Annotated in this window: 20 protein-coding genes; 11 read left to right on the forward strand and 9 right to left on the reverse strand. The window is 66.0% G+C overall.

Going from position 1 to position 22,817, the window contains the following annotated elements:
• Window positions 1-16: 16 nt before the first annotated feature.
• Complete coding sequence (locus tag MJ602_RS04605; RefSeq protein WP_162017574.1) at window positions 17-913, reverse strand: pseudouridine synthase; 897 nt, start codon at window positions 911-913, stop codon at window positions 17-19.
• Window positions 914-1,064: 151 nt separating this feature from the next.
• On the opposite strand from MJ602_RS04605, the gene MJ602_RS04610 reads away from it, so the two are divergent.
• A complete protein-coding gene (locus MJ602_RS04610; protein WP_162017573.1) occupies window positions 1,065-2,765 on the forward strand; it encodes a methyl-accepting chemotaxis protein in 1,701 nt (566 codons plus the stop codon).
• A 19-nt stretch (window positions 2,766-2,784) separates the two neighbouring features.
• On the opposite strand, the gene MJ602_RS04615 is transcribed toward MJ602_RS04610, so the two are convergent.
• From MJ602_RS04615 to MJ602_RS04630, 4 genes are all read right to left on the reverse strand, one after another.
• Window positions 2,785-5,124 carry a putative bifunctional diguanylate cyclase/phosphodiesterase gene (locus MJ602_RS04615; protein WP_243019634.1) on the reverse strand — a complete coding sequence of 780 codons (2,340 nt, stop codon included), beginning with the start codon at window positions 5,122-5,124 and terminating at the stop codon, window positions 2,785-2,787.
• Window positions 5,121-5,738 (reverse strand): methylamine utilization protein, encoded by a 618-nt coding sequence (locus MJ602_RS04620; RefSeq protein WP_243019636.1) that lies wholly within the window; start codon window positions 5,736-5,738, stop codon window positions 5,121-5,123. Before MJ602_RS04620 ends, MJ602_RS04615 begins: the two co-directional genes overlap by 4 nt.
• Window positions 5,735-6,628 (reverse strand): DUF4394 domain-containing protein, encoded by an 894-nt coding sequence (locus MJ602_RS04625; RefSeq protein ID WP_243019638.1) that lies wholly within the window; start codon window positions 6,626-6,628, stop codon window positions 5,735-5,737. The genes MJ602_RS04620 and MJ602_RS04625 overlap by 4 nt, the downstream gene beginning before the upstream one ends.
• 134 nt (window positions 6,629-6,762) lie before the next feature.
• Window positions 6,763-7,476: a Crp/Fnr family transcriptional regulator gene (locus MJ602_RS04630; protein WP_162017569.1), complete on the reverse strand. Its 714-nt coding sequence runs from the start codon at window positions 7,474-7,476 to the stop codon at window positions 6,763-6,765.
• 160 nt (window positions 7,477-7,636) lie between these two features.
• On the opposite strand from MJ602_RS04630, the gene MJ602_RS04635 reads away from it, so the two are divergent.
• From MJ602_RS04635 to MJ602_RS04670, 8 genes are all read left to right on the forward strand, one after another.
• The gene (locus MJ602_RS04635) at window positions 7,637-8,791 is read left to right on the forward strand and encodes an ABC transporter substrate-binding protein (RefSeq protein WP_243019640.1); all 1,155 of its coding nucleotides are present in this window, start codon (window positions 7,637-7,639) and stop codon (window positions 8,789-8,791) included.
• A 174-nt stretch (window positions 8,792-8,965) separates the two neighbouring features.
• The gene (locus MJ602_RS04640; RefSeq protein WP_243019642.1) at window positions 8,966-10,900 is read left to right on the forward strand and encodes an AMP-dependent synthetase/ligase; all 1,935 of its coding nucleotides are present in this window, start codon (window positions 8,966-8,968) and stop codon (window positions 10,898-10,900) included.
• 18 nt (window positions 10,901-10,918) lie between these two features.
• Entirely contained in the window at window positions 10,919-11,704 is a 786-nt protein-coding gene (locus MJ602_RS04645; RefSeq protein WP_162017566.1) for an ABC transporter ATP-binding protein, read from the forward strand.
• A 16-nt stretch (window positions 11,705-11,720) separates the two neighbouring features.
• On the forward strand, window positions 11,721-12,650 hold the full coding sequence (locus MJ602_RS04650) for a branched-chain amino acid ABC transporter permease (RefSeq protein WP_243019644.1): 930 nt from the start codon (window positions 11,721-11,723) through the stop codon (window positions 12,648-12,650).
• A gap of 30 nt (window positions 12,651-12,680) precedes the next feature.
• On the forward strand, window positions 12,681-13,757 hold the full coding sequence (locus MJ602_RS04655) for a branched-chain amino acid ABC transporter permease (RefSeq protein ID WP_243019646.1): 1,077 nt from the start codon (window positions 12,681-12,683) through the stop codon (window positions 13,755-13,757).
• A gap of 122 nt (window positions 13,758-13,879) precedes the next feature.
• Window positions 13,880-15,208, forward strand: coding sequence for an ABC transporter substrate-binding protein (locus MJ602_RS04660; protein ID WP_243019648.1), 1,329 nt, complete (start codon window positions 13,880-13,882; stop codon window positions 15,206-15,208).
• A gap of 206 nt (window positions 15,209-15,414) precedes the next feature.
• A complete protein-coding gene (locus MJ602_RS04665; protein ID WP_162017562.1) occupies window positions 15,415-16,224 on the forward strand; it encodes an ABC transporter ATP-binding protein in 810 nt (269 codons plus the stop codon).
• 91 nt (window positions 16,225-16,315) lie between these two features.
• Window positions 16,316-17,563, forward strand: coding sequence for a phenylacetate--CoA ligase family protein (locus tag MJ602_RS04670; protein ID WP_162017561.1), 1,248 nt, complete (start codon window positions 16,316-16,318; stop codon window positions 17,561-17,563).
• Window positions 17,564-17,634: 71 nt separating this feature from the next.
• Here the strand turns inward: MJ602_RS04670 and MJ602_RS04675 are convergent, their stop codons facing one another.
• From MJ602_RS04675 to MJ602_RS04690, 4 genes are all read right to left on the reverse strand, one after another.
• A complete protein-coding gene (locus MJ602_RS04675) occupies window positions 17,635-17,946 on the reverse strand; it encodes a hypothetical protein (RefSeq protein ID WP_162017560.1) in 312 nt (103 codons plus the stop codon).
• Between the two features lie 295 nt (window positions 17,947-18,241).
• The gene (locus MJ602_RS04680) at window positions 18,242-18,658 is read right to left on the reverse strand and encodes an organic hydroperoxide resistance protein (RefSeq protein WP_162017559.1); all 417 of its coding nucleotides are present in this window, start codon (window positions 18,656-18,658) and stop codon (window positions 18,242-18,244) included.
• Between the two features lie 54 nt (window positions 18,659-18,712).
• Window positions 18,713-19,174, reverse strand: a complete 462-nt coding sequence (locus tag MJ602_RS04685) for a MarR family winged helix-turn-helix transcriptional regulator (protein ID WP_162017558.1) — start codon at window positions 19,172-19,174, stop codon at window positions 18,713-18,715.
• Window positions 19,175-19,373: 199 nt separating this feature from the next.
• A complete protein-coding gene (locus tag MJ602_RS04690; protein WP_243019650.1) occupies window positions 19,374-20,222 on the reverse strand; it encodes a 3-hydroxybutyryl-CoA dehydrogenase in 849 nt (282 codons plus the stop codon).
• A gap of 96 nt (window positions 20,223-20,318) precedes the next feature.
• Here MJ602_RS04690 and MJ602_RS04695 point away from each other — a divergent pair, with 96 nt between their 5' ends.
• Together MJ602_RS04695 and MJ602_RS04700 are read left to right on the forward strand one after the other, a co-directional pair.
• Window positions 20,319-21,893 carry a GMC family oxidoreductase gene (locus MJ602_RS04695; RefSeq protein WP_243019652.1) on the forward strand — a complete coding sequence of 525 codons (1,575 nt, stop codon included), beginning with the start codon at window positions 20,319-20,321 and terminating at the stop codon, window positions 21,891-21,893.
• 190 nt (window positions 21,894-22,083) lie between these two features.
• Window positions 22,084-22,815: a hemerythrin domain-containing protein gene (locus tag MJ602_RS04700; protein WP_243019653.1), complete on the forward strand. Its 732-nt coding sequence runs from the start codon at window positions 22,084-22,086 to the stop codon at window positions 22,813-22,815.
• The last annotated feature ends 2 nt before the right edge of the window (window positions 22,816-22,817 follow it).

Genomic DNA, 22,817 nt, shown 5'->3' on the forward strand with positions numbered 1-22,817 from the left:
CCTGGAGCACGGGCTGTCAGAAGCGTTCGTGCGGGCCCAGGTAGCGCCACTGCCCCACGGGCAGGTTGCCCAGTGTGACACGGCCGATGCGGATGCGTTTGAGGCCCACCACCTTCAGGCCCACCAGTTCGCACATGCGGCGGATCTGGCGCTTCTTGCCCTCCTGCAGCACAAAGCGCAGTTGCTCGGGGTTCTGCCATTCCACCTTGGCGGGCTTGAGCGGCTGGCCGTCCAGGCTCAGGCCGTGGCGCAGGCGTTCGAGTTGCTCGCGCGGGAACACCGCCTGCACGTTGGTGCTGACGGGGTCGCGCTCGTCGATCTCCTGCAGCGGCTCGGCGCGCGCGCCCGGCGGCAGGGCGCGCAGCGGGCCCGGCCCCTGGTACACCACGCGCACGAGGTATTCCTTGTCCATGGTGGAGTCTTCGCCAATGATCTGCCGCGCCACGCGCCCGTCCTGCGTGAGCACGAGCAGGCCCACCGAGTCGATGTCCAGCCGCCCGGCCGGCGCCAGGCCGCGCAGGTGCGGCGGCGAGAAACGCAGGCCGCTGGGGTCGTCACGCCAGTGCGTGCGCGGGTTGATGAGCGTTACGGCAGGCTCATGCCCGTCCTCGGCCTGGCCCGAGACGTAGCCGATGGGCTTGTTCAGCAGGATGGTGACGCGGCTGTCCTGCTGGCGCTGCGCGGCCTGCTGCACGGTGACGCGGTCCTGCGGCTGCACCCGGGTGCCCATTTCGGCCACCTTGCCATTGACCTGTACCCAGCCGCGTGCAATCCAGTCGTCGGCTTCGCGGCGCGAGCACAGGCCCAGCTCCGCCAGGCGCTTGTTCAGCCGCGTACCTTGGGCGGCGGGTTCGGCGCCGCCGGGCGCTGGGGAGGGCTGCAGGGGGCGCGGGGCGGGCTTCTTGGCTTGCATGGGCCGGATTGTCTCATTCGGGCCCATGCACAGCGCACATGCTTACATGGAAAACCCACATGATCTCCCGTACACAGCGTAACGTATTGTCAATACACTCGGGGGCCGCATCCCACATGGGTTTGCTGCCATTGGCACCGGAGGTTTTGTTATGTCCCTAGCCCAGACGCTCACTTCGCTCTCCATCGCAGCACGGCTGCGCCTGGGGTTTGGCTGCCTGCTGGTGCTGATGATGGGCATTGCCGCCGGAGGGCTGTGGTCGCTGCACACGGTCAACCAGCAGATGCGCGCCATCACCGGCCCCGGTGCGGCCAAGGCCAAGCGGGTCAACACCATGCTGGAGACGGTGGGTGCCCTGGGCATCCAGAGCCGCTCGGCCGCCATGTTGAACGAAATCGACGGCCAGCAGGCCCAGGCGCAGATTGCAGCGGCGCGCAAATCGCTGCAGGACTACCAGCAGCATCAGGCGGCGCTGGCCAAGCTCTTTGCCTCGGCAGACACGACGCCGGAGCAGCAACAGCTGCTGAGCGACATCGAGGCCCTGGCCCAGAAAGCCCGCCCCGAAATGGAAACTGCCCTCAAGGCCATCGAAGACGGCGACACCGTGAGCGCCACGCTCACGCTGATGACCCGCGCCGCGCCCGCCGAGAGCGCCTGGCGCGCCAAGCTGGCGGAGCTGATCGAGCGGCAGAACCAGCTCAATGCGGCATCGGCCGAGCAGGCCGAGCGACTGCAGGGCCAGGCGCGCGGTCTGGGTGCGGGGCTGGTGGCGGTGGCTGCGTTGCTGGGATGGTGGATTGCGCGGCGCATCACGGCCAGTATCACGTTGCCGATTGGCCGCGCGGTCGTGGTGGCAGAGCGCATTGCGCGCGGCGATTTGACCTCGGCCATTGAAGTGCGCATCCACGACGAAACCGGCCGCCTGCTCGACGCCATTGCCGCCATGCAGGAGCGCCTGCGCGCCCTGGTGGCCGAGATCAGCCAGGCGGCCGATTCCATCCTCACGGCCAGCTCGGAGGTCGCGTCGGGCAACCTCGATCTGAGTCAGCGCACCGAACTGACCTCGCACAACCTTCAGGCCAGTGCCGCGGCGCTGGCCGATCTGACCGGCACCGTGTCGCAGAGCGCGGATTCCGCACACCAGGCCAACCACCTGACCTCCAGCGCCTCGCAGACGGCAACGCGCGGTGGGCAGGCGGTGACGCAGGTGGTGCAGACCATGGAGTCAATCAGCGCCAGCTCGCGCAAGATCGCCGACATCACCGGGGTGATCGACGGCATTGCCTTCCAGACCAACATCCTGGCGCTCAACGCTGCTGTGGAAGCGGCCCGCGCAGGCGAGCAGGGGCGCGGCTTTGCGGTGGTGGCGGGCGAGGTGCGCAACCTGGCGGGACGCGCGGCCACGGCGGCGCGCGAGATCAAGGCCCTGATCGGCGCCAGCGTGCAGCAGGTCGAGCAAGGAGGCGAGCAGGTGCACCGTGCGGGCAGCACCATGGATGAACTGGTGGGCGCCGTGCGCAAGGTCTCGGACATCATGGCCGAGATCACCCAGTCCGCGCAGGAGCAAAGCCAGCGCATCGGGCAGGTGAGCCAGTCGGTGGGCGAATTGGAGGTGATGACCCAGCAGAACGCGGCCTTGGTGGAGCAGGGCGCGGCGGCGGCCGACAGCCTCAAGGAGCAGGCAGGGCGCCTGACCCAGGTGGTGAGCGCTTTCCGGCTGGAGCGCAGCGCGCGCGATGACCGCGACTGGTCCGGTCCCAGCCAGGGCACCGCAGCGGCTGCGTCCACGCCGCCCCCCCAGGCTTTGGATGGCGGCGCCAGCGCGCGGCGCTACCACGCCCCGGGCCAATGATTCCGCGCCGGGGTTGCTTTCAGGCCTGGCGCGCCTGCCAGGCCAGGTAATCGTCCAGCGGCAGGGGGCGGCTGATGTGGTAGCCCTGTGCCTCGTCGCACTTCAGCCTGCGCAGGTGCTCCAGGATGTCGGCGCTTTCCACGCCTTCGGCCACCACGCTCAGCCCCAGGTTGTGCGCCAGGTCGATGGTGGAGCGCACGATCATGGCGTCACCCTCGGCGCTTTGCATGCCCATGACGAAGGACTTGTCGATCTTGAGCTCCTGTACCGGCAGGCGGCGCAGGTAGGCGAGTGACGAATAGCCGGTGCCGAAGTCGTCGATGGAGAGCCGGAACCCCTGCTGCGCCAGGCGGTTGAGCATGGCCTCGGCGCGCTGGGGGTCGTCCATGATGGCGCTTTCGGTGATCTCCAGGCAAAAGGCCGTGGCCGCCACGCCGTGGCGTTGCAGGATGTCGTCCAGGCGATGGCTCAGATCGGGATCCAGCAGGTCGCGCGTGGACAGGTTGACCGACACGCGCACGCCCAGCGCACGCGCCTGGGGCTGCGCCTGCCAGCGTGCGGCGGCTTCGAAGACCCACAGTGTGAGCTGGCGCACAAAGCCCGTCTGCTCGGCGAAGGGGATGAACTGCATGGGCGGTACCAGACCGCGCTGTGGGTGCTGCCAGCGTACCAGGGCTTCGGCGGCCAGGGTGTGGTGGCCCTGCAGCGCCACCTTGGGTTGCAGGAACAGGCGCAGTTCGTCCTGCTCCACGGCGCGGCGCAGGTCGCCCAGCAAGGTGAGCGTCTGCGCGCTGGAGGAATCCAGCGCAGGGTCGTACAGCTGCACCACACTGAGCGTGCGCTTGGCGGCGTACATGGCGATTTCGGCGCGGTTGAGCAGTCCGTCGGCGTCGGCGGCGTGGCCGGGCCAGCAGGCAATGCCCAGGGCGGCGCTTAGATCCACGGTCTGTTCGTTCAGCTCCAGAGGCGCCTCAAAGGCCTGCACGATGGTCTGCGCAGCCTTCAGGGCGCGGGTGGGGTCGGCACCGTGCAGCAGCAGCGCAAATTCGTTGCCGCCCACACGTGCCACCAGATCGGGGGCCTGGGATGCGTGGGGCCGCAGGCGCTGGGCCACGGCCTGCAGCAGGCGGTCGCCAAAGGCGTAGCCCAGCACGTCGTTGACATGCTTGAAACGGTCCAGATCCAGCAGCAGAACTGCCAGGGGTGTGCTCCCCAAGGGGGGCTGTACCGCAATGGCCTGCATCACGGCCTGGCGAAAGCGCTCGCGGTTGGGCAGGCCGGTGAGGCGGTCGCGGTAGGCCAGGTCACGCACCTCGGCCTGCTGGCGGGCGATTTCCAGGCGCATGCCGTCAAAAGAGCGCGCCAGGTCGCCGATCTCGTCGCTGCGCCCGGTGTGGCGCAGGGGTTCGCTGTAGTCGCCTCCCGCAAGGCGCCGGGTGGCCGTGAGCAGCGAGCGCAGCGGGGTGGTCAGCCGCTGCGCCATGGCGCCGTTGCCCAGCGCAAACAGCAGCACACCGGCTGCGGTGATGACGGCCAGCAGCAGTTGCAACTGGCGCAGCGGCCCCACCACGGTGTCCACCGACCGCAACAGCAGGGTGTGCACCTCGCCGCCCACGGCCGGCAGGGCGCGGGCCCGCACCAGCAGGGTGTGCGTACCGGCCTGCAGCTCCAGCGGCAGCGCACCGGGCTGCAGCAGCCGTGCCCGCACCGGCGCAGGCACGGTGGCCACCGGCAGCGTGGTGCTCGCACCCGCCTGCACGCGCACGGCCACGTCCACCCCGAGCAGTTGGCGCATTTCATCGGCCAGCGGCTGGCCCACCGGGAAGCCCATGAGCACCCAGCCAATCACCAACGGTGCGCGCAAGGGCACCATGACAAATTGGTAGGGCCGCCCCGCAATCACGGCCACCTGGCTGCCCTGGGGTTGCGCGGCCAGGGCCTGCACCACCAGGGGCAGCTCGGCGGGCATCTGCGGCAGCTCGCTCGCCAGGCTGGCCGCGCGCAGCGCCAGGCGGGTGTCGAGCAGGGCTGTGGCCGCCGCACCGATGCGTGCGCCGTGGTTCTCCAGCGCGGACTGGATCGTGGGCTGGTCGTCCGAGCTGACGGCGGCGCGAAACCCATAGTCGGCCGCCAGCAGGGCCGAGCCCTGGCGCAGGCGCTCGGCGTTTTGCTCCAGCAGGCGCAGCCACACGCGTTCGTCGTTGTCGAGCTCTCGCGCCAGTTGCAGGCGCGCGTTGCGGTCGATGCCGACATGCACCACGGCAAAACCTGCGGCCTGCACGATGAGCAGCAGCAGGATAGACACCCCGACCAGCTTGAGGATCAGGCTGTGGCGCACGCGGGTGGGTGTTGGGCTCATGGCTGCAGACCGCCCAGGCGCACGGTGGCGGTGCTGTAGCCTTCGGTGAGTGCAATGGCCTGCTGGGGTGGCGTCACATCCACCGGCAGGCGCGCGTGCCAGGCGCGCAACTGGTGCGCGCCCGCAGGCATCCCCTCCAGGAGCGCCTGCCCCTGGGCATCGGTCTGGGCGAAATAGGGGGTGTCGAGCACCACCACCCAGCCCACCATCTGGTCATGGATGTTGCAACCCAGCACGGCCACGCCTGGCTGGTCAAACAGCACGGGGGCAGCGGGGGTGCCTGCGTAGAGCTTGATTTCGAACTTCTTGGTGGGCGAGAACGAGTACACATGGTGGCGCACGCTGTCGCGGTTGGGAAAGCGCACCAGCGTGCCTACGGTGACCACGCGCACTGCAGGCACAAACTGCTTGTTCTCCTGTGAGATTTCCTGCTCGGGCAGGGGGCGCACCGCGCGGCGCGCGGCATCGGACACGAGCGAGACGACGGCGCCCTCCAGGGGCTTGCCCGCGCTGTCCAGCACCTGTACGCGCAGGCTGCCTGCGCTGGCTGCGCCCGTCAGCCACAGCAGGGCGCACAGGGCTGCGGCCTTGCGGGGAGCGGGCAGCGGCATCATGGAACGATGGCCAGGCCGCGCAGCGGGGCGCCGTCGCCCACCACGCCCAGCGCTCGGGCGCGGCCGGTGTCCAGGTCCACACGGTACAGCACGGTGGGCGCATGCGCACCGGTGCGCGCGGCCAGCAGTGCGGTGTTGTTGACGTCGGCAATGTCGAACGATGCGTCTTCCAGCGGTCCCAGCCCCAGGGAGCCCACCGTGCGCAGCTGCCCGGTGTTGGGTGAGACCATGGGTTGGGTGCCTTCACGCGAACCCTGCAGCACCAGCGTGCCCAGGGCAGCGTCGATGGCGTAGTTGGTGGTGAGTTTGTCGTCACGCTGGTTGTAGGTGTAGCCCGCTGCCACGATGTGCGGCGTGCGGCCCGCGTGCATGTCGCCCCAGGCGTAGCGCAGCGCGGGGTCGGGCTGCACGCCAGGCTGGGTGGCGTCGCCATCGACCTGTTGGCCGGTGTCGGGGTGCAGGCGCAGGTTGTGCCCTTGGTCCGAAACGACGCGAATGCGGTCGGCCGCAGGGTTGAAGTCGAACCCCCAGGCCTGCCCGCGCAGGCGGGGCGACGCATCGGGGGCACCCACTGCGTTGGCGGCGCCCGTGGCAGCGTCCAGCGTGTACAGGCGCCCGCTCTGTGCCAGGGCAAACAGCACACCCCGCGCGACGCGGTAGTCCAGCCCCACGAGCTGGTCGCCGGGCGCCAGGCCGTTGATGCTGCGGCGCTCCAGGATGTGCTGCGGCGCACCGGCGCGAAAGCGCAGCAGTTCGTGGTGGGCGCTCAGGCCCAGAAGCTCCTCGCCTGGCGCTGGGGCGGGCGGTGCCACGCTGGTGCAGGCGCCCAAGCCCAGCAGCAGGCAGAGTGCGGGCGCGGTGCGCAGGGTGCTTGACAAGCCCAGGTCCATGGGGGTGCTCCTTTGTGAAACTTGGCGCCCATTGTGCATGCCGGCGGCCGCCCGTGAAGGATCTCTATTGCTATGAAAATAAAAGCTACTGGCGCTTGATGGACGGACGTTGGAGGCCATTTTTTCTCAAATCATCAGGAGGATGGGATGCTGTCGCGCAGCGCCTGCAGGTCCAGCACACGCACCCCGCCGTATTCCACGCGGATGACCCCGCGCGCCTGCAGGGCCGCGAGCGCTTCGTTCACGCGTTGGCGCGACAGGCCCACCAAGTAGGCCAGTTCCTGCTGGGTGATGCGCAGCACCTGGCCCACACCGGGGTACAGCGTGGGGTTGAACAAGGCCGCCAGGCTGCGCGCCACGCGGGCGTTGGGGCTGTTGAGGCGGTCGATCTCGCGCGCCGCAATGAACTGGCCCAGGCGCTCGTTGAGCTGGTGCATGACAAAGCGGTTGAAGCCCAGCGAATGGTCCAGCAGCCAGTGGAAGGTGTCTATGGGCAGGCCCGCCACCACGCTTTTGCGCAGGGCCTGTACGTTGTAGCGGTAGGGCTCGCGCTTGACGGCCGTGCCTTCGCCAAACCAGCCGCCCGGCGGCAGGCCGGCAAAGGTCATGGTGCCGCCGTCGGCGTTGTCGTTGCTCATCTTGAGCAGGCCCTCGATCACGCCGAACCAGTAGGTGACGGGGCGCCCAACGCGGCACACATAGTCGCCGGGCAGCGCGTCGCCCACCAGCAGCACCTCTTCGGCGCAGGTGCGCTCGTGCGGTTGCAGCAAGGGCAGCCAGGGAATGTCCGCCAGTTCATCGGCCGTGGGTTTGCGGCGGCGGTGGTGCAAGGACAGATCGGTGCTCATGCGGTGCAAGTAAAGCGAAAGGCAGCAGGGGCAGAGTGCGACGCGGAATGCGGGAATACCACGATCCCAAATGTCGTCGCAAGGACAAAATAATTCCAATTTAGACCTGAAGATACAACGATACAGGAAGTTACACCGCCGTGTGAACCCAGGAGACACCATGCCCACCTTCCAAGCATCCACCATGAGCCGCCGCCGCGTGCTGGCCAGCGTTGGTCTCGCACTGCCCTGGTTGGCCGCCACCCGCGCATTGGCCCAAGAGGCACCGCTCAAGTTGTGCCAGTCCACGGCCTTGACGGGGCCGCTGGGGGATCTGGGCTCGGCCATGCACCAGGGGGCGGTGGCTGCTTTCACCGCCATCAACGCCAAAGGCGGGATCCAAGGCCGTCAGATCCTGCTGCAGACACTGGACGACGGTTACGAAGTGCCGCGTGCCTTGGCTAACCTCGACACCTTTCTGGCCGACAAGGATTGCTTCGCGTTGTTCAACTGCATGGGCACTCCCATGGTCGAAGCCATGTTGCCGAAGGTGCAGGACAGCGGGGTGCCGTTCTTTGCGCCGTTCACGGGCGGCCAGCTCAGCCGCATCCCGGGGGCGCGCAATGTGTTCAACATCCGCGCCAGCTATGCCGAAGAAGCCGAGAAGTGCATTCAACACCTTGCCACGTTGGGCATACAGCGTATTGCGGTAGTCCAGCAGAACAATACCTTTGGCAAGGAGGTGTTGACCGGTGCGCGCGCCGCCATGGAGCGCGCCAAGGTTCCCGAGGGCCGCACGGCCACCGTGGAGAACAACGCATCGGACGCAGCGGCCGCAGCCCAGAAAATTGCCGATGCCAACCCGGAGGCCGTGCTTGTGGGCCTGGCAGGCAAGCCTGCGCTGGAGTTCATCAAGGCCTTTCGCACGCTGCGACCTGGGGTCACGCTCTATGCGTTGTCGGTGCTGGGCACGGCGGCCAACGTCAAGGCCTTGGGTAGTCATGCAGTGGGCTTGGTGATCTCTCAGGTCATGCCCCTGCCCACCAACGCCATCATCCCGGTCGTGCGCGATTTTCAGACGGCCTGGAAGGCCATTGACAGCAAGATGGAGCCATCGCACCTGGCCCTGGAGGGCTACATCAACGCCCGGGTGTTTGCCGAAGCCTTGCAGCGCGCGGGCAAGAGTCCCATGCGCGCCTCCTTCATCGATGCGACCTGGGGCCTGCGCAAGATGGATGTGGGTGGTTTCGAGATCAACGCCAGCGTCCCCGAGCGCAATGCTTCGCGCTTTGTGGAGCTGACGCTGGTGAACAGGGAGGGGCGGTTTGTGCGCTGAACGGGGTGCTTGCGGGTTATCCCCCGCCCGTATTTACCCCTAAATTGTCATCGCAAAGACAACGCGGCGTCAAAGTAACTCCTACCATGCAATTATGAATTACCAAGTCCCAGAGGCGACCTCTGGGCTTGCTGCCCCGCAAGGGCTACTGCAGACCCATCGATAGGACCCGGAATGAAGACCACGTTCCCGCAACTGCTGCTCAAACATGCAGCCGAGCGCCCGACAGACCCGGCCGTACGCGAAAAAGAGTACGGTATCTGGCAGACCTGGACCTGGAAAGACGCTGCACAGACGGTGCAGCAACTGGCCTGCGGCCTGCTGGCCCTGGGCTTCCGACGCGGGCAGAACCTGGCCCTGATCGGCGACAACCGCCCGCACCTGTACATGAGCATGGTGGCTGTGCAGAGCGTGGGTGGCGTGCCCATTCCGCTGTACCAGGACGCGGTGGCCACCGAGATGACCTTCGTGATCGAGGACGCGGAGGTGCAGTTCTTCTTCGCCGAGAACCAGGAGCAGGTGGACAAGCTGCTGGAGGTGCGCGAGTCGGTGCCCAGCGTCACCCACATCATTTACGACGACCCACGTGGCCTGCGCAACTACGAGCAACCCGGCCTCATCAGCACCGAGAAGCTGATGGCGCTGGGCGCCGAATGGGACCGCGCCCACCCCGGCGCCTGGAAGGCCGAGGTGGAACGCAACCGCCCCGAGGACGTGTCGGTCATCCTGTACACCTCGGGCACCACGGGCAAGCCCAAGGGGGTGTGCCAGACGCACTCGGCCTTCATCGCCTCGGCGCAGGGCGGGGTCGAGGTCGATCGCCTGGTGCCTACTGACAACATCATTTCCTACCTGCCCCCCGCCTGGGTGGGCGACCACCTGTTCTCGGTGGCCCAGTGGCTGGTCGCGGGCTTCACCATCAACTGCCCCGAGTCGGCAGGCACCGTGTCGATCGACCTGCGCGAGATCGGGCCGACCTACTACTTTGCGCCGCCGCGCGTGTTCGAGGGCATGCTGACCTCGGTGTCCATCCGCATGGAAGACGCTGCCCCCTTCAAGCGCTGGCTGTACGCCAAGGCCATGGAGCTGGCGCGCCGCGTGGGCGCCGACATCCTGGACGGCAAGCCGGTCAGCAGCAGCGACCGGCTGCTGTACAAGTGGTACGACCTTTCTGTGTATGGCCCGCTGCGCAATGTGCTGGGGCTCTCGCGCATCCGCGTGGCCTACACCGCGGGCGCGGCCATCGGCCCGGACCTGTTCCGCTTCTACCGCTCCATCGGCATCAACCTCAAGCAACTCTACGGCCAGACCGAAACCTGCGCCTATGTGTGCCTGCAGCGCGACCGGCAGGTGGACCTCAACAGCGTGGGCCAGGCGGCACCCGGCATCGAACTCAAGATCGCCGACAACGGCGAGGTGCTGGTCAAGGGCGTGTCGGTGCTCAAGGAGTACTACAAGCGCCCGGACGCCACGGCCGAGGTGATCGACGAGAACGGCTACTTCCACACCGGTGATGCCGGCGTGATCGATGCCAACGGCCAGCTGCGCATCATCGACCGCGCCAAGGACGTGGGCAAGCTCAATGGCGGTGCCATGTTTGCGCCGAACTACATCGAGAACAAGCTCAAGTTCTTCCCGCAGATCAAGGAGGCCGTGTGCTTTGGGCACGACCGCGACCAGGTCTGCGCCTTCATCAACATCGACTTCGAGGCCGTGGGCAACTGGGCCGAGCGCCAGGGCCTGCCCTACGGCGGCTATGTGGATCTGGCCTCCAAGCCGCAGGTGCTGCAACTCATCATCGACTGCGTGTCCCAGGTCAATGCCGACCTGGCCGCCGAGGCGGGCATGGGCGATACGCAGGTGGCGCGCTTCCTGGTGCTGCACAAGGAACTGGACCCCGACGATGACGAGCTGACCCGCACGCGCAAGGTGCGCCGCGGCTTCATCGCCCAGAAGTACGCCGTGCTCGTCGATGCGCTGTATGGCGGTCGCACCGAGCAATTCATCGAAACGCAGGTCAAGTTCGAGGATGGGCGCACCGGCAGCGTCAGTGCCACGCTCAAGATCCTCGACGCCAAGGTCCATGCGCCTGCCAAGGTCAGTGCCTGAGATACCGGAAAGCACCCCATGACCCAGAAAAAAATCGGCGACGTCATCCTCGACGTCAAGAACATCAGTCTGCGCTTTGGCGGCGTGAAGGCGCTGACCGACATTTCGTTCAACGTGCGCGAGCATGAGATCCGCTCCATCATCGGCCCCAACGGTGCCGGCAAGAGCTCCATGCTCAACTGCATCAACGGTGTGTACACGCCCTCCGAAGGCTCCATCACCTTCCGCGGAAAGACCTTTGGCCACATGAACAGCCGCCAGGTGGCCGAGATGGGCATCGCCCGCACCTTCCAGAACCTGGCGCTGTTCAAGGGCATGAGCGTGATCGACAACATCATGTCGGGGCGCAACCTCAAGATCAAGAGCAACCTCCTTTTGCAGGCGCTGCGCTGGGGGCCCGCCGAGCGCGAGGAAATCGCACACCGAGAGAAGGTCGAGCACATCATCGACTTCCTGGAAATCCAGGCCTTCCGCAAGACCCCCGTGGGCCAGTTGCCCTACGGTCTGCAAAAGCGTGTGGACCTGGGCCGCGCCCTGGCCATGGAGCCGCAGGTGCTGCTGCTCGATGAGCCCATGGCCGGTATGAACGTGGAAGAGAAGCAGGACATGTGCCGCTTCATCCTCGACGTGAACGACGAGTTCGGCACCACCATCGTGCTGATCGAGCACGACATGGGCGTGGTGATGGACATCTCCGACCGTGTCGTGGTGCTCGACTACGGCAAGAAGATCGGCGATGGCGAGCCTGAAGAAGTGCGCAACAACGAAGACGTGATCCGAGCCTACCTGGGCACCAGCCATTGAGGCGGGAGACAAGCAAATGGCATTCTTTCTTGAAACACTGATCGGCGGCCTGATGGCCGGCATGCTGTATTCGCTCGTGGCCCTGGGCTTCGTGCTGATCTACAAGGCCTCGGGCGTCTTTAACTTCGCGCAGGGTGCGATGGTGCTGTTCGCGGCACTGGCCATGGCGCGCTTTTCCGAGTGGATCCCCAAGTGGACCGGTATCGACAACGCCATCGTGGCCAACCTCGCAGCCTTCGTGATTGCAGGGATGTTCATGTTCGTCGTCGCATGGATCATCGAGCGCCTGGTACTGCGCCACCTCGTGAACCAGGAAGGCGCGACGCTGCTGATGGCCACGCTGGGGATTACCTACTTCCTCGAAGGTGTGGGCCAGACGCTCTTCGGCAGCGACATCTACAAGATCGACGTGGGCATGCCCAAGGATCCGGTGTTCCTGTTCGAGTCCGTCTTTGAAGGCGGCGTCCTGGTGAACAAGGAGGACGTGATCGCTGCTGCCATCGCTGCCACGCTGGTGCTGCTGCTGAGCATCTTCTTCCAGAAGACCAAGACCGGCCGCGCCCTGCGCGCCGTGGCCGACGACCACCAGGCCGCCCAGTCCATTGGCATTCCGCTCAACCGCATCTGGGTCATCGTCTGGTGCGTGGCTGGTGTGGTGGCCCTGGTGGCCGGGATGATCTGGGGCTCCAAGCTGGGCGTGCAGTTCTCGCTCACCACTGTGGCGCTGCGTGCCCTGCCGGTGGTGATTCTGGGCGGCCTGACCTCGGTGCCTGGCGCCATCATCGGTGGCCTGATCATCGGCGTGGGTGAAAAGCTCTCCGAGGTGTACCTCGGCCCGTTCGTGGGCGGTGGTATCGAAATCTGGTTTGCCTATGTGCTGGCACTGGTCTTTCTGCTGTTCCGCCCTCAGGGTCTGTTCGGCGAAAAGATCATCGACCGCGTCTGAACCACCACAAGAACAACAAGGAGAGAACCCATGTTCTACCGCGAAAACGGCCAGTTCAAGACCAGCTACCGGGCGGATCAGCAGGTCTTCCCGATTGCCCAGGACCGCATTGCCATCTTCCTGCTGCTGGCGGTGGCCTTCCTGGTGGTTCCCATGCTGGCCACCGACTACTTCTACCGCGCCATCCTGATCCCGCTGGTCATCATGTCGATGGCCGCGCTCGGCGTGAACATCCTCGTGGGCTACTGCGGCCAGATCTCGCTGGGCTCGGGTGCCTTCATGGCCGTGGGTGCGTACGGGGCTTTCAACTTCTTTGTGCGCTTCCCTGGCATGCCCTTGATTCCGGCGCTGATTCTGGGCGGCCTGTGCGCCACGTTCTTCGGCATCCTGTTCGGCTTGCCCAGCCTGCGCGTGAAAGGCCTGTACCTGGCCGTGGCGACGCTGGCCGCGCAGTTCTTCAGCGACTGGATGTTCCTGCGCATCAAGTGGTTCACCAACAACTCCGACTCCGGTTCGGTGTCGGTGAGCAACCTGCAGGTGCTGGGCATGCCCATCGACAGCGCCGTGAGCAAGTACATCTTCTGCCTGTCGCTGCTGGTGGTGGTCGCCATGCTGGCCAAGAACCTGGTGCGCGGCGCCATCGGCCGCGAGTGGATGGCCATCCGCGATATGGACGTGGCCGCCGCCGTGATCGGTATTCGCCCGATGTACGCCAAGCTGAGCGCGTTTGCCGTGAGTTCCTTCATCATCGGCATGGCAGGGGCTTTGTGGGCTTTCGTGCACCTGAGCTCTTGGGAGCCGGCGGCGTTTTCGGTGGAAATCTCCTTCCGCCTGCTGTTCATGGTCATCATCGGTGGCATGGGTTCCATCATGGGGTCCTTTTTCGGCGCGGCCTTCATCGTGGTGCTGCCTATCTTCCTGAACCAGTTCCTCCCGGCGCTGGCGGGTCTGTTCGGATTCGAGATATCCACGGCCGCCGTATCGCACGCTGAATTCATCATTTTTGGCGGTCTGATCGTGTGGTTCCTGATTGTCGAACCCCACGGCCTGGCCAAGCTCTGGTCCATTGGCAAGCAGAAGATGCGCCTGTGGCCCTTCCCCCACTGAGGCAGGCCCACTGCAGGAAATCACTTACACGCAATTCCCGATGCGCTCGCTCCTGAAGGGGGCGTCCACTGGAGACCCGGTCTTTTCCCGTGCTTCAACACTTTCATTCAAAGGAGACATCCATGAAGCTTTCGAAAATCGTGATTGCCGCTGCCGTGGTGGCTGCAGGTGCCTCGTCCCTGAGCACCAGCGCCATTGCCCAGGCCAAGGAGCAGTTCTTCCCGCTGCTGTCCTACCGTACCGGTCCCTATGCACCCAATGGCACGCCCTGGGCCAACGGCAAGCAGGACTACATCAAGCTCATCAATGCCCGTGACGGCGGCATCAACGGCGTGAAGCTGACCTTTGAGGAGTGCGAAACCGGCTACGCCACCGACCGCGGCGTGGAGTGCTACGAACGCCTCAAGAGCCGTCCTGGCGTGTCGCTGTTCGACCCGCAATCGACCGGCATCACCTTCGCACTGACCGAGAAGGCCCCTGGCGACAAGATTCCGCTGATGACGCTGGGCTATGGCCTGTCCGTCTCGCAGGACGGCATGGCCTTCAAGTGGAACTTCCCCTTCATGGGCAGCTACTGGACCGGCGCCGACATCCTGATCCAGCACATCGGCAAGAACCTGGGAGGCATGGACAAGCTCAAGGGCAAGAAGATCGCTCTGGTCTATCACGACAGCCCGTTCGGCAAGGAACCCATCCCGCTGCTGCAGGAGCGTTCCAAGATGCATGGCTTCGAATTGCAGATGCTGCCGGTCACGGCACCTGGCGTAGAGCAGAAAGCCACCTGGCTGCAGGTGCGCCAGAGCCGCCCCGACTTCGTGCTGCTGTGGGGCTGGGGTGTGATGAACTCCACCGCCCTGAAGGAAGCCCAGGCCACTGGCTACCCGCGCGACAAGATGTATGGCGTGTGGTGGGCTGGCGCGGAACCCGATGTGCGTGACGTGGGCGAAGGTGCCAAGGGCTACAACGCGCTGGCGCTCAACGGCTCGGGCCAGCAACCCAAGGTCATCCAGGACATCCTCAAGCATGTGCATGACAAGGGTCAGGGCACCGGGCCTAAGGATGAAGTGGGCTCCGTGCTCTACACCCGTGGCGTGATCATCCAGATGCTGAGCATCGAGGCCGTGCGCCGCGCCCAGGAACGCTTCGGCAAGGGCAAGGTCATGACCGGTGAGCAAGTGCGCTGGGGCCTGGAAAACCTGGCACTCGACCAGAAGAAGCTCGACGCGCTGGGCTTCAGTGGCGTGATGCGTCCGCTGTCCACCAGCTGCGCCGACCACATGGGTTCGACCTGGGCCCGCGTGCAGACCTGGGACGGCAAGAAGTGGAACATCGGCGCGGACTGGTACCAGGCCGACGAGCAGATCCTCAAGCCCATGATCAAGGCAGGTTCTGAAAAGTACATGTCCGACAAGAAGCTGACCCGTCGCGACGCGGCTGACTGCCAGAGCTAAGGACATCCCCCTGGGGCGCTGCGCGCCTTCCCCCTTCTCTTGCAGCACTGCGCGCTGCGGAAGGGGGACAACGCCAGCGCTGCGGGGCGGCCCTTGCACGGCGTTCCTGGCCTGGGCCGCGCCAGTTTTTACCGGCTGTTTTTTACAGCCGCCAGCCGAAAGGGTTGCCTTGCAGCCCTCCCGATTGGCACAGCGAAGGCAACACCATGGATTCAAAAAACATTGTTCTCAACGTCAACGGCATCGAGGTCATCTACAACCATGTGATCCTCGTGCTCAAGGGTGTCTCGCTGCAGGTGCCCGAAGGCGGCATCGTGGCCATCTTGGGCGGTAACGGCGCGGGCAAGACGACGACGCTGCGCGCCATCTCCAACCTGCTCAAGGGGGAGCGTGGCGAGGTCACCAAGGGCTCCATCGAGCTGCATGGCGAGCGCATCGAGAATCTCTCGCCTGCCGACCTCGTCAAGCGTGGCGTGGTGCAGGTCATGGAAGGTCGCCACTGCTTCGCACACCTGACCATCGAAGAAAACCTGATGACCGGCGCCTATACGCGTTCGAGCAAGGCCGAGATCGCCGCCAACCTCGAAAAGGTCTACAACTACTTCCCGCGCCTGAAAACGCGCCGCACATCGCAGGCGGCCTACACCTCGGGCGGCGAGCAGCAGATGTGCGCCATTGGCCGCGCGCTCATGACCAACCCCAAGATGGTGCTGCTGGACGAACCCTCGATGGGCCTGGCGCCGCAAATCGTGGAGGAGGTGTTCAACATCGTGCAAGACCTCAACAAGAAGGAAAAGGTCACCTTCCTGCTGGCCGAGCAGAACACCAACATGGCCCTGAAGTATTCCGACTACGGCTACATCATGGAGTCGGGCCGGGTCGTGATGGACGGCGCCTCCGTCGATCTGGCCAGCAACGAGGACGTCAAGGAGTTCTACCTCGGCGTCGGCGGCGGCGAGCGCAAGAGCTTCAAGGACGTCAAGAGCTACAAGCGGCGCAAGCGCTGGCTTGCCTGATTGCTACATTTTTTATAGCTTTTGGCGCTTTCTGAATGGGCGTCAGGGGCCTTTTTTATCCAAATTTCTTTCAGACACAGGAGCCCCCGGCATGAGCAAGTTCTATGACGCACTGGAAACACGCTCCAGTGCCGAGCGCGAAGCCGCCCACATGGCTGCATTGCCGCAGCAGGTGGCCCACGCTCAAAAGGCCAGCAGCGCCTTTGCAAGCATCCTGGCGGGTGTGGACGCTGCCGCCATCACCAGCCGCCAGGCCCTGGCCCGCTTGCCTGTCACGCGCAAGTATGAGCTGCTGGAGCGCCAGCAAGCCCAGCGCGCCGACAGCCCCTTTGGTGGCTTTGCGGCCGTCGGCTTTGGCAAGGCCATGCCGCGCGTGTTCGCAAGCCCCGGCCCCCTGTACGAACCCGAAGGCGCACGCCCCGACTATTGGCGCATGGCGCGTGCCATCTATGCAGCGGGCTTTCGCCCCGGAGAGCTGATCCACAACTGCTTTTCCTACCACTTCGTACCCGCAGGCTCCATGATGGAGAGCGGCGCCCACGCCATGGGCTGCACGGTGTTCCCCGGCGGCACGGGCCAGACCGAGCAGCAGGTGCAGGCCATTGCCGACCTCAAGCCAGCGGGCTATATCGGCACCCCAAGCTTTCTCAAGATCATCGTGGAGAAGGCGGCCGAAATGGGCATTCCCCTGCCCAGCCTGACCAAGGCCATGCTCTCGGCGGAGGCCTTTCCGCCTTCGCTGCGCGACTGGCTGCAAGAGCGCGGCATCACCGGCTACCAGTGCTACGGCACGGCCGATCTGGGGTTGATTGCCTACGAAACCGAGGCCCGTGAAGGTCTGGTGCTGGACGAAGGCGTGATCGTCGAGATCGTGCGCCCCGGAACGGGCGATCCCGTGCCCGAGGGCGAGGTGGGCGAGCTGGTGGTCACCACGCTCAACCCCGACTACCCGCTGATCCGTTTTGGCACGGGCGACCTCTCTGCGGTGCTGCCTGGCGCATGCCCCACGGGCCGCACCAACACGCGCATCAAGGGCTGGATGGGGCGTGCGGACCAGACGACCAAGGTGCGCGGTATGTTTGTGCACCCTGGCCAGGTGGACGCCATCGTGAAACGCTTTCCGCAGGTTCAGCGTGCCCGGCTCGTGGTCAGTGGTGAAATGGCCAACGACCAGATGGTGCTCCAGGTGGAGACCACCGAAACCGCTGGCGGTCTCGCTGTTCAGTTGCAGGACGCCATGCGCGAGGTGACCAAGCTGCGCGGCGAGGTGGAAATGGTGGCGCCTGGCAGCCTGCCCAACGATGGAAAAGTCATCGAGGACGCGCGCAGCTACCGCTGAGACCCGCGTACCCTACACCTAGGGGCCTGCACCGTGCCATCCATGGCGCGTGGTGCTGGCCCCTCGGTCTTTTACCGGGGCTTGTCGCTGGCTTGGGCGAGGACGCGGGCGTGCACCGTGTTGCGTTCCGTGGGGTGGGCGCTGATGAGCTCCAGCAGCGCACCCGGAGGCAGGTCGCGTGCCTTGCGGCGGTCTTTCTTGACCGGAATGGCGCGCCAGCCCGACAGCAGCATCCAGCTCCACAGTTCGCGCGGGATGTTCTGGTTCACGGTCATGCGGATCTCGCCCCGGATGAGCAGGCTGCCCATGGGTGGCACGGGCCCCGCAGGCGGGCTGCGGCGCTTCTGGCGAATGGAAAAGACGGTGCGGATCAGGTCTTTCATGGGCGAATCCGGTCAACAAGGCGTCACGCTGTAGGGGCAGAGCATAGCCCACTGGCGTCATGGCACTCAAGCGTCGGTCGCTTTTTGCCATGAGGTCGCGGGCCTTGGGTCTGATCCATGCCACGGCAATCTGCGGTGGTTTCAGTGATCCATGCCGCGCGCATGAACTGGCGCTGCCTAGGCCAGAGCTCCCGTGCAAGGGTCGCCCCGCAGCACCGGGAGCGTCCCCCTGCCCGCAGTGCGCAGCAGTGCGAGAGCGGGGGGATGGCGCCGAAGGCGACACAGGGGGGTGACTTCAACCCAGCGTGATCGTCACATCGATGTTGCCGCGCGTGGCGTTGGAGTAGGGGCAGACCTTGTGGGCCGCGTCCACCAGCGCCTGGGCGGCGGCGCGGTCCATGCCAGGCAGGTGCACTTGCAGGCGCACGGCGATGCCATAGCCGCCGGTGATGGGGCCGAGGTCCACCTCGGCGTCCACGGCCACGTCCTGCGGGATGGCGATTTTCTGCATGCCGCCCACGGCCTTGAGTGCGCCGATGAAGCAGGCCGAGTAGCCGGCGGCGAACAGCTGCTCGGGGTTGGTGCCGGTGCCCGAGGTGCCGGGCGAGGACAGCTTCACGTCCAGGCGGCCGTCGTCGGTGCGCGAGGCGCCGTCGCGGCCCCCGGTGGTGTGGGCGCGGGCGGTGTAGAGGACTTTGTCGAGCGTGGTCATGGTGCTTTCCTTTGCAGGTGGTGCCCGGAGCGGGCGGGGGGTGAATCGGAGGTGTCAGGCCGGGGCCAACTGGGCGCGCAGCGCCTGGAGCTGGAGCGTCAGCGCGTGCAGTTCGGGCAGCGGGGTGTGGCTGCCCCGCAGCACGCAGGCGGGCACGCTTTCGGCCCGCTCGCGCAGCGCACGGCCCTGCGGCGTGAGGCGGATGCGCACGCGGCGCTCGTCCTGCGGATCGCGCTGGCGTTCCACTAGGCCCGAGGTTTCGAGGCGTTTGAGCAGCGGCGTCAGCGTGCCGGAGTCGAGGAACAGGCGCTCGCCGAGTTCGGAGACGGTGGGGCCGTCCTGCTCCCACAGCACCAGCATCACGAGGTACTGCGGATAGGTCAGGCCGATGGCGTCGAGCAGCGGCTTGTAGAGCTTGGTCATCGCCAGCGAGGTGGAATACAGCGCGAAGCAGACCTGGTTGTCGAGCCACAGGATGGGTGGGCTGGGGCTCTCGGTGGTGTGTTCGGTAGGCATAGGATGAATTATTGCTGACAATTAAATTGTGTGCAATTAAATCACTGGAAGGCCCTCTGAAACACAGGGGATAGAACCAAGCGCTCCTGAAAAAGGAGCTAGTTGCGCTTTATGGGTGAGTGCTACAGGGCATTTTGACCATGAAACGCCAAGAAAAAGGCCGGACGAAACCGCCCGGCCTGGAAGGGGAGCGCGGTGCTCAGTACTGGTACACGCCGCTGCCCGTCTTGCGGCCCAGGCGGCCGGCGGCCACCATTTCGCGCAGCAGCGGGCAGGCGCGGTACTTGCTGTCGCCGAACTCGGCGAGGTACACGTCCATCACGGCCAGGCACACGTCCAGGCCCACCATGTCGGCCAGGGCCAGCGGACCGATGGGCTGGTTGCAGCCGAGCTTCATGCCGGCGTCGATGTCCTCGGGCGTGGCCAGGCCCTCGGCGAGCACGAAGAAGGCCTCGTTGATCATGGGCACCAGGATGCGGTTGACCACGAAGCCGGGGGCGTTCTTCACGGTGATGGGGCTCTTGCCCAGCGCCAGCGCCATGGCCTTGACGGCGTCGTGCGTGGCATCGCTGGTCTGCAGGCCGCGGATGATTTCCACCAGCGCCATCATGGGCACGGGGTTGAAGAAATGCATGCCGATGAACCTGTCGGCGCGGCTGGTGGCGGCGGCCAGCTTGGTGATGGAGATCGACGAGGTGTTCGAGGCAATGATGACCTCGGGCGCGACGATGCCGTCCACCTGCTGGAGGATCTTGAGCTTGAGCTCGTAGTTCTCGGTGGCGGCCTCGATGACGAGCTGCGCGGCCTTGAGGTCGTCGTAGCTGGTGGAGGTCTTGATGCGCGCCAGGGCCGTGTCCTTGTCGGCCTGGGTGATCTTTTCCTTCTTGATCAGGCGGTCCAGGCTGCCCGAAACCGTGGCCAGGCCCTTCTGGACCGCTGCGTCAGAAATATCGACCATGACGACGTTGATGCCCGAGACCGCGCAGGCCTGCGCGATACCGTTGCCCATGGTGCCCGCGCCGATGATGCCAACCGTGGTGATGCTCATGTGGAGTGCTCTCTTCAAAGTGAAACAACAGCCGCCATCGTAGCGGCATTGACCCTCTCTTTAGGTTAAGGTGTATCAAACACGGAGGAGGCGGATATGTTCGACTACATCGTGGTGGGTGGTGGTTCGGCCGGTTGCGTGCTCGCCGGGCGCCTGAGCGAAGACCCCGCAGTGCGCGTGTGCCTGCTGGAGGCCGGCCCGGCGGACGGCAGCGTGTTGATCCACTGCCCGGCGGGGCTGGCAGTGATGGCCAAGTACATGCTCAACGGCTGGGGGCTGAACACCACCCCGCAGCCGGGCCTGGGCGGACGCCGGGGCTACCAGCCGCGCGGCAAGGTGCTGGGCGGCTCCAGCTCCATCAACGCCATGATCTACGCGCGCGGCCAGCCGCAGGACTACGACCACTGGGCCGCGCAGGGCAACCCGGGCTGGGGCTGGAGCGACGTGTTGCCATACTTCCTGCGCTCCGAGAACAACGAGCGCGGCGCCGACGCCTGGCACGCCACGGGTGGCCCCCTCAACGTGATGGACCTGCGTTCGCCCAACCGCTTCGGCCGCGTGTTCGTCGAGGCCGGCGTGCAGGCGGGCCACGCGCACAACCGCGACTTCAACGGTGCCACGCAGGAAGGCGTGGGCGAATACCAGGTCACGCACCGCAATGGTGAGCGCTTCAGCGCCGCCAAGGCCTACCTCACGCCGCACCTGGCGCGGCCCAACCTGCAGGTGCTCACCGGGGCGCGCGCCACGCGCGTGCTGTTCGACGGGCACCGCGCCGTGGGCGTGGAATTCCGCCAGGGCAGTCGCCTGCAGCAGCTGCGCTGCAAGCGCGAGGTGCTGCTGAGCGCGGGCGCGCTGCTGTCGCCGCAACTGCTCAGGCTCTCGGGCATTGGCCCCGGGGCGCAGCTGCAGCGCCACGGAATTGCCGTGCTGCACGACCAGCCGGGCGTGGGCGCGCACCTGCACGACCATCCCGACGTGGTGCGCGTGGTCGACGCGCCGGGGCAGAGCGAGCTGTTAGGCATCTCGGTGCCCGGCGTGGCGCGCATCGTGCGCGGGGTGCAGGAATGGCGGCGTCTGCGCAGCGGCATGCTGACGACCAACTTCGCCGAGGCGGGGGGCTTCATCCGCAGCCAGCCTTCGGAAACGGCACCCGACGTGCAACTGCATTTCGTCATCGGCAAGCTGGTGGACCACGGCCGCAAGACGGTGCTGGGCCACGGCCATTCCTGCCATGTTTGCCTGCTGCAGCCCGTGAGCCGGGGCAGCGTGCAGCTCGCCAGCGGCGACCCGATGGCGCTGCCGCTGGTGGACCCGAACTTCCTGGGCGAGCGCGCCGACATGGACCGCATGGTGCACGGCTTTCGGCGTATGCAGGAAATCCTGGCGCAGCCCGCGCTGGCGCGCCATGGCGCACCGGAAATCCTCGAATCCGACACCGAGATCGAGGCCTATATCCGCCAATATGCCGACACCATCTACCACCCCGTGGGCACCTGCCGCATGGGCCCGGGCGAACACGACGTGGTCGATGCGCAGCTGCGCGTGCGCGGCGTGCAGGGCCTGCGCGTCGTCGATGCGTCCATCATGCCGCGCATCGTCAGCGGCAACACCAATGCGCCCACCATCATGATCGCGGAAAAGGCCGTCGATATGGTGCGCGCCGCGGCGTGACGGAATTCACGCAGTTGGCGGACGATGGTGTTTTTAAGGATGGAATAGGGTTCGATTAAGGGATTTTTAACAGCGCGCGAAGGCGGCGATTTCTAGACTTCATTCCACGGTTGCGGGTGCATGGTGCACCCGGCCCGGCACGGTTTCCGCCGTGCCGAAAGCAGGCCTCCAGGGGCCAGGAAAGAATGTGATGAAGATCGATACCCGTGAAATTGCCGAAATCGCCGCTACCCAACCCACCGTGCCGCGCGTGGATCTGTACGCCGGCATCCACAAGGCGCTGCGCGCCTTCATGACCGACACCCTGCTGGGCCTGGGCCGCATGGATGTGGAGGACGACCTCGACTTTGCCCAGGGCTGCCAGCGCGTGGCGCAACTGCTCGATGTGCTCCAGGCCCATCTGGAGCATGAGAACCGCTTCGTGCACCCGGCCATCGAAGCCCGCGCCCAGGGCGGCAGCCTGGCGGTGGCGGATGAGCACGAGGGCCACGAGCGGGCCATCCTGCGCCTGGTGCGTGCCGTGGCCGACCTGATGGCCTGCGCGCGCGCCGACCGCGCGCCACGCGCCCAGGCGCTGTACCACGCGCTGGCGCTGTTCGTGGCGCACAACTTCGAGCACATGCACCTCGAAGAGACCGCGCACAACGCGGCGCTGTGGCAGCACTACACCGACGACGAGCTGATGGCCGTGCACGGCGCGCTGGTGTCGTCGATTCCCCCCGGCGAAATGATGCTGGTGATGCGCTGGATGGTGCCTTTCATGGCGCCGGCCGAGCGCGTGGCCCTGCTCGGTGAAATGCGCCAGCAGGCACCAGCAGAAGCCTTTGGTGCCGTGCTCGACGTGGTGCGTCCGCACCTCACCGCGCGCGAGTGGGACAAGCTGATGGCAGGCCTGGGCATGGCGGCGGCTGCCGCGCGTTGAGG

Origin of the sequence: Simplicispira sedimenti (assembly GCF_022760965.1) — a bacterium.
Classification (GTDB): Bacteria; Pseudomonadota; Gammaproteobacteria; order Burkholderiales; family Burkholderiaceae_C; genus Simplicispira; species Simplicispira sedimenti.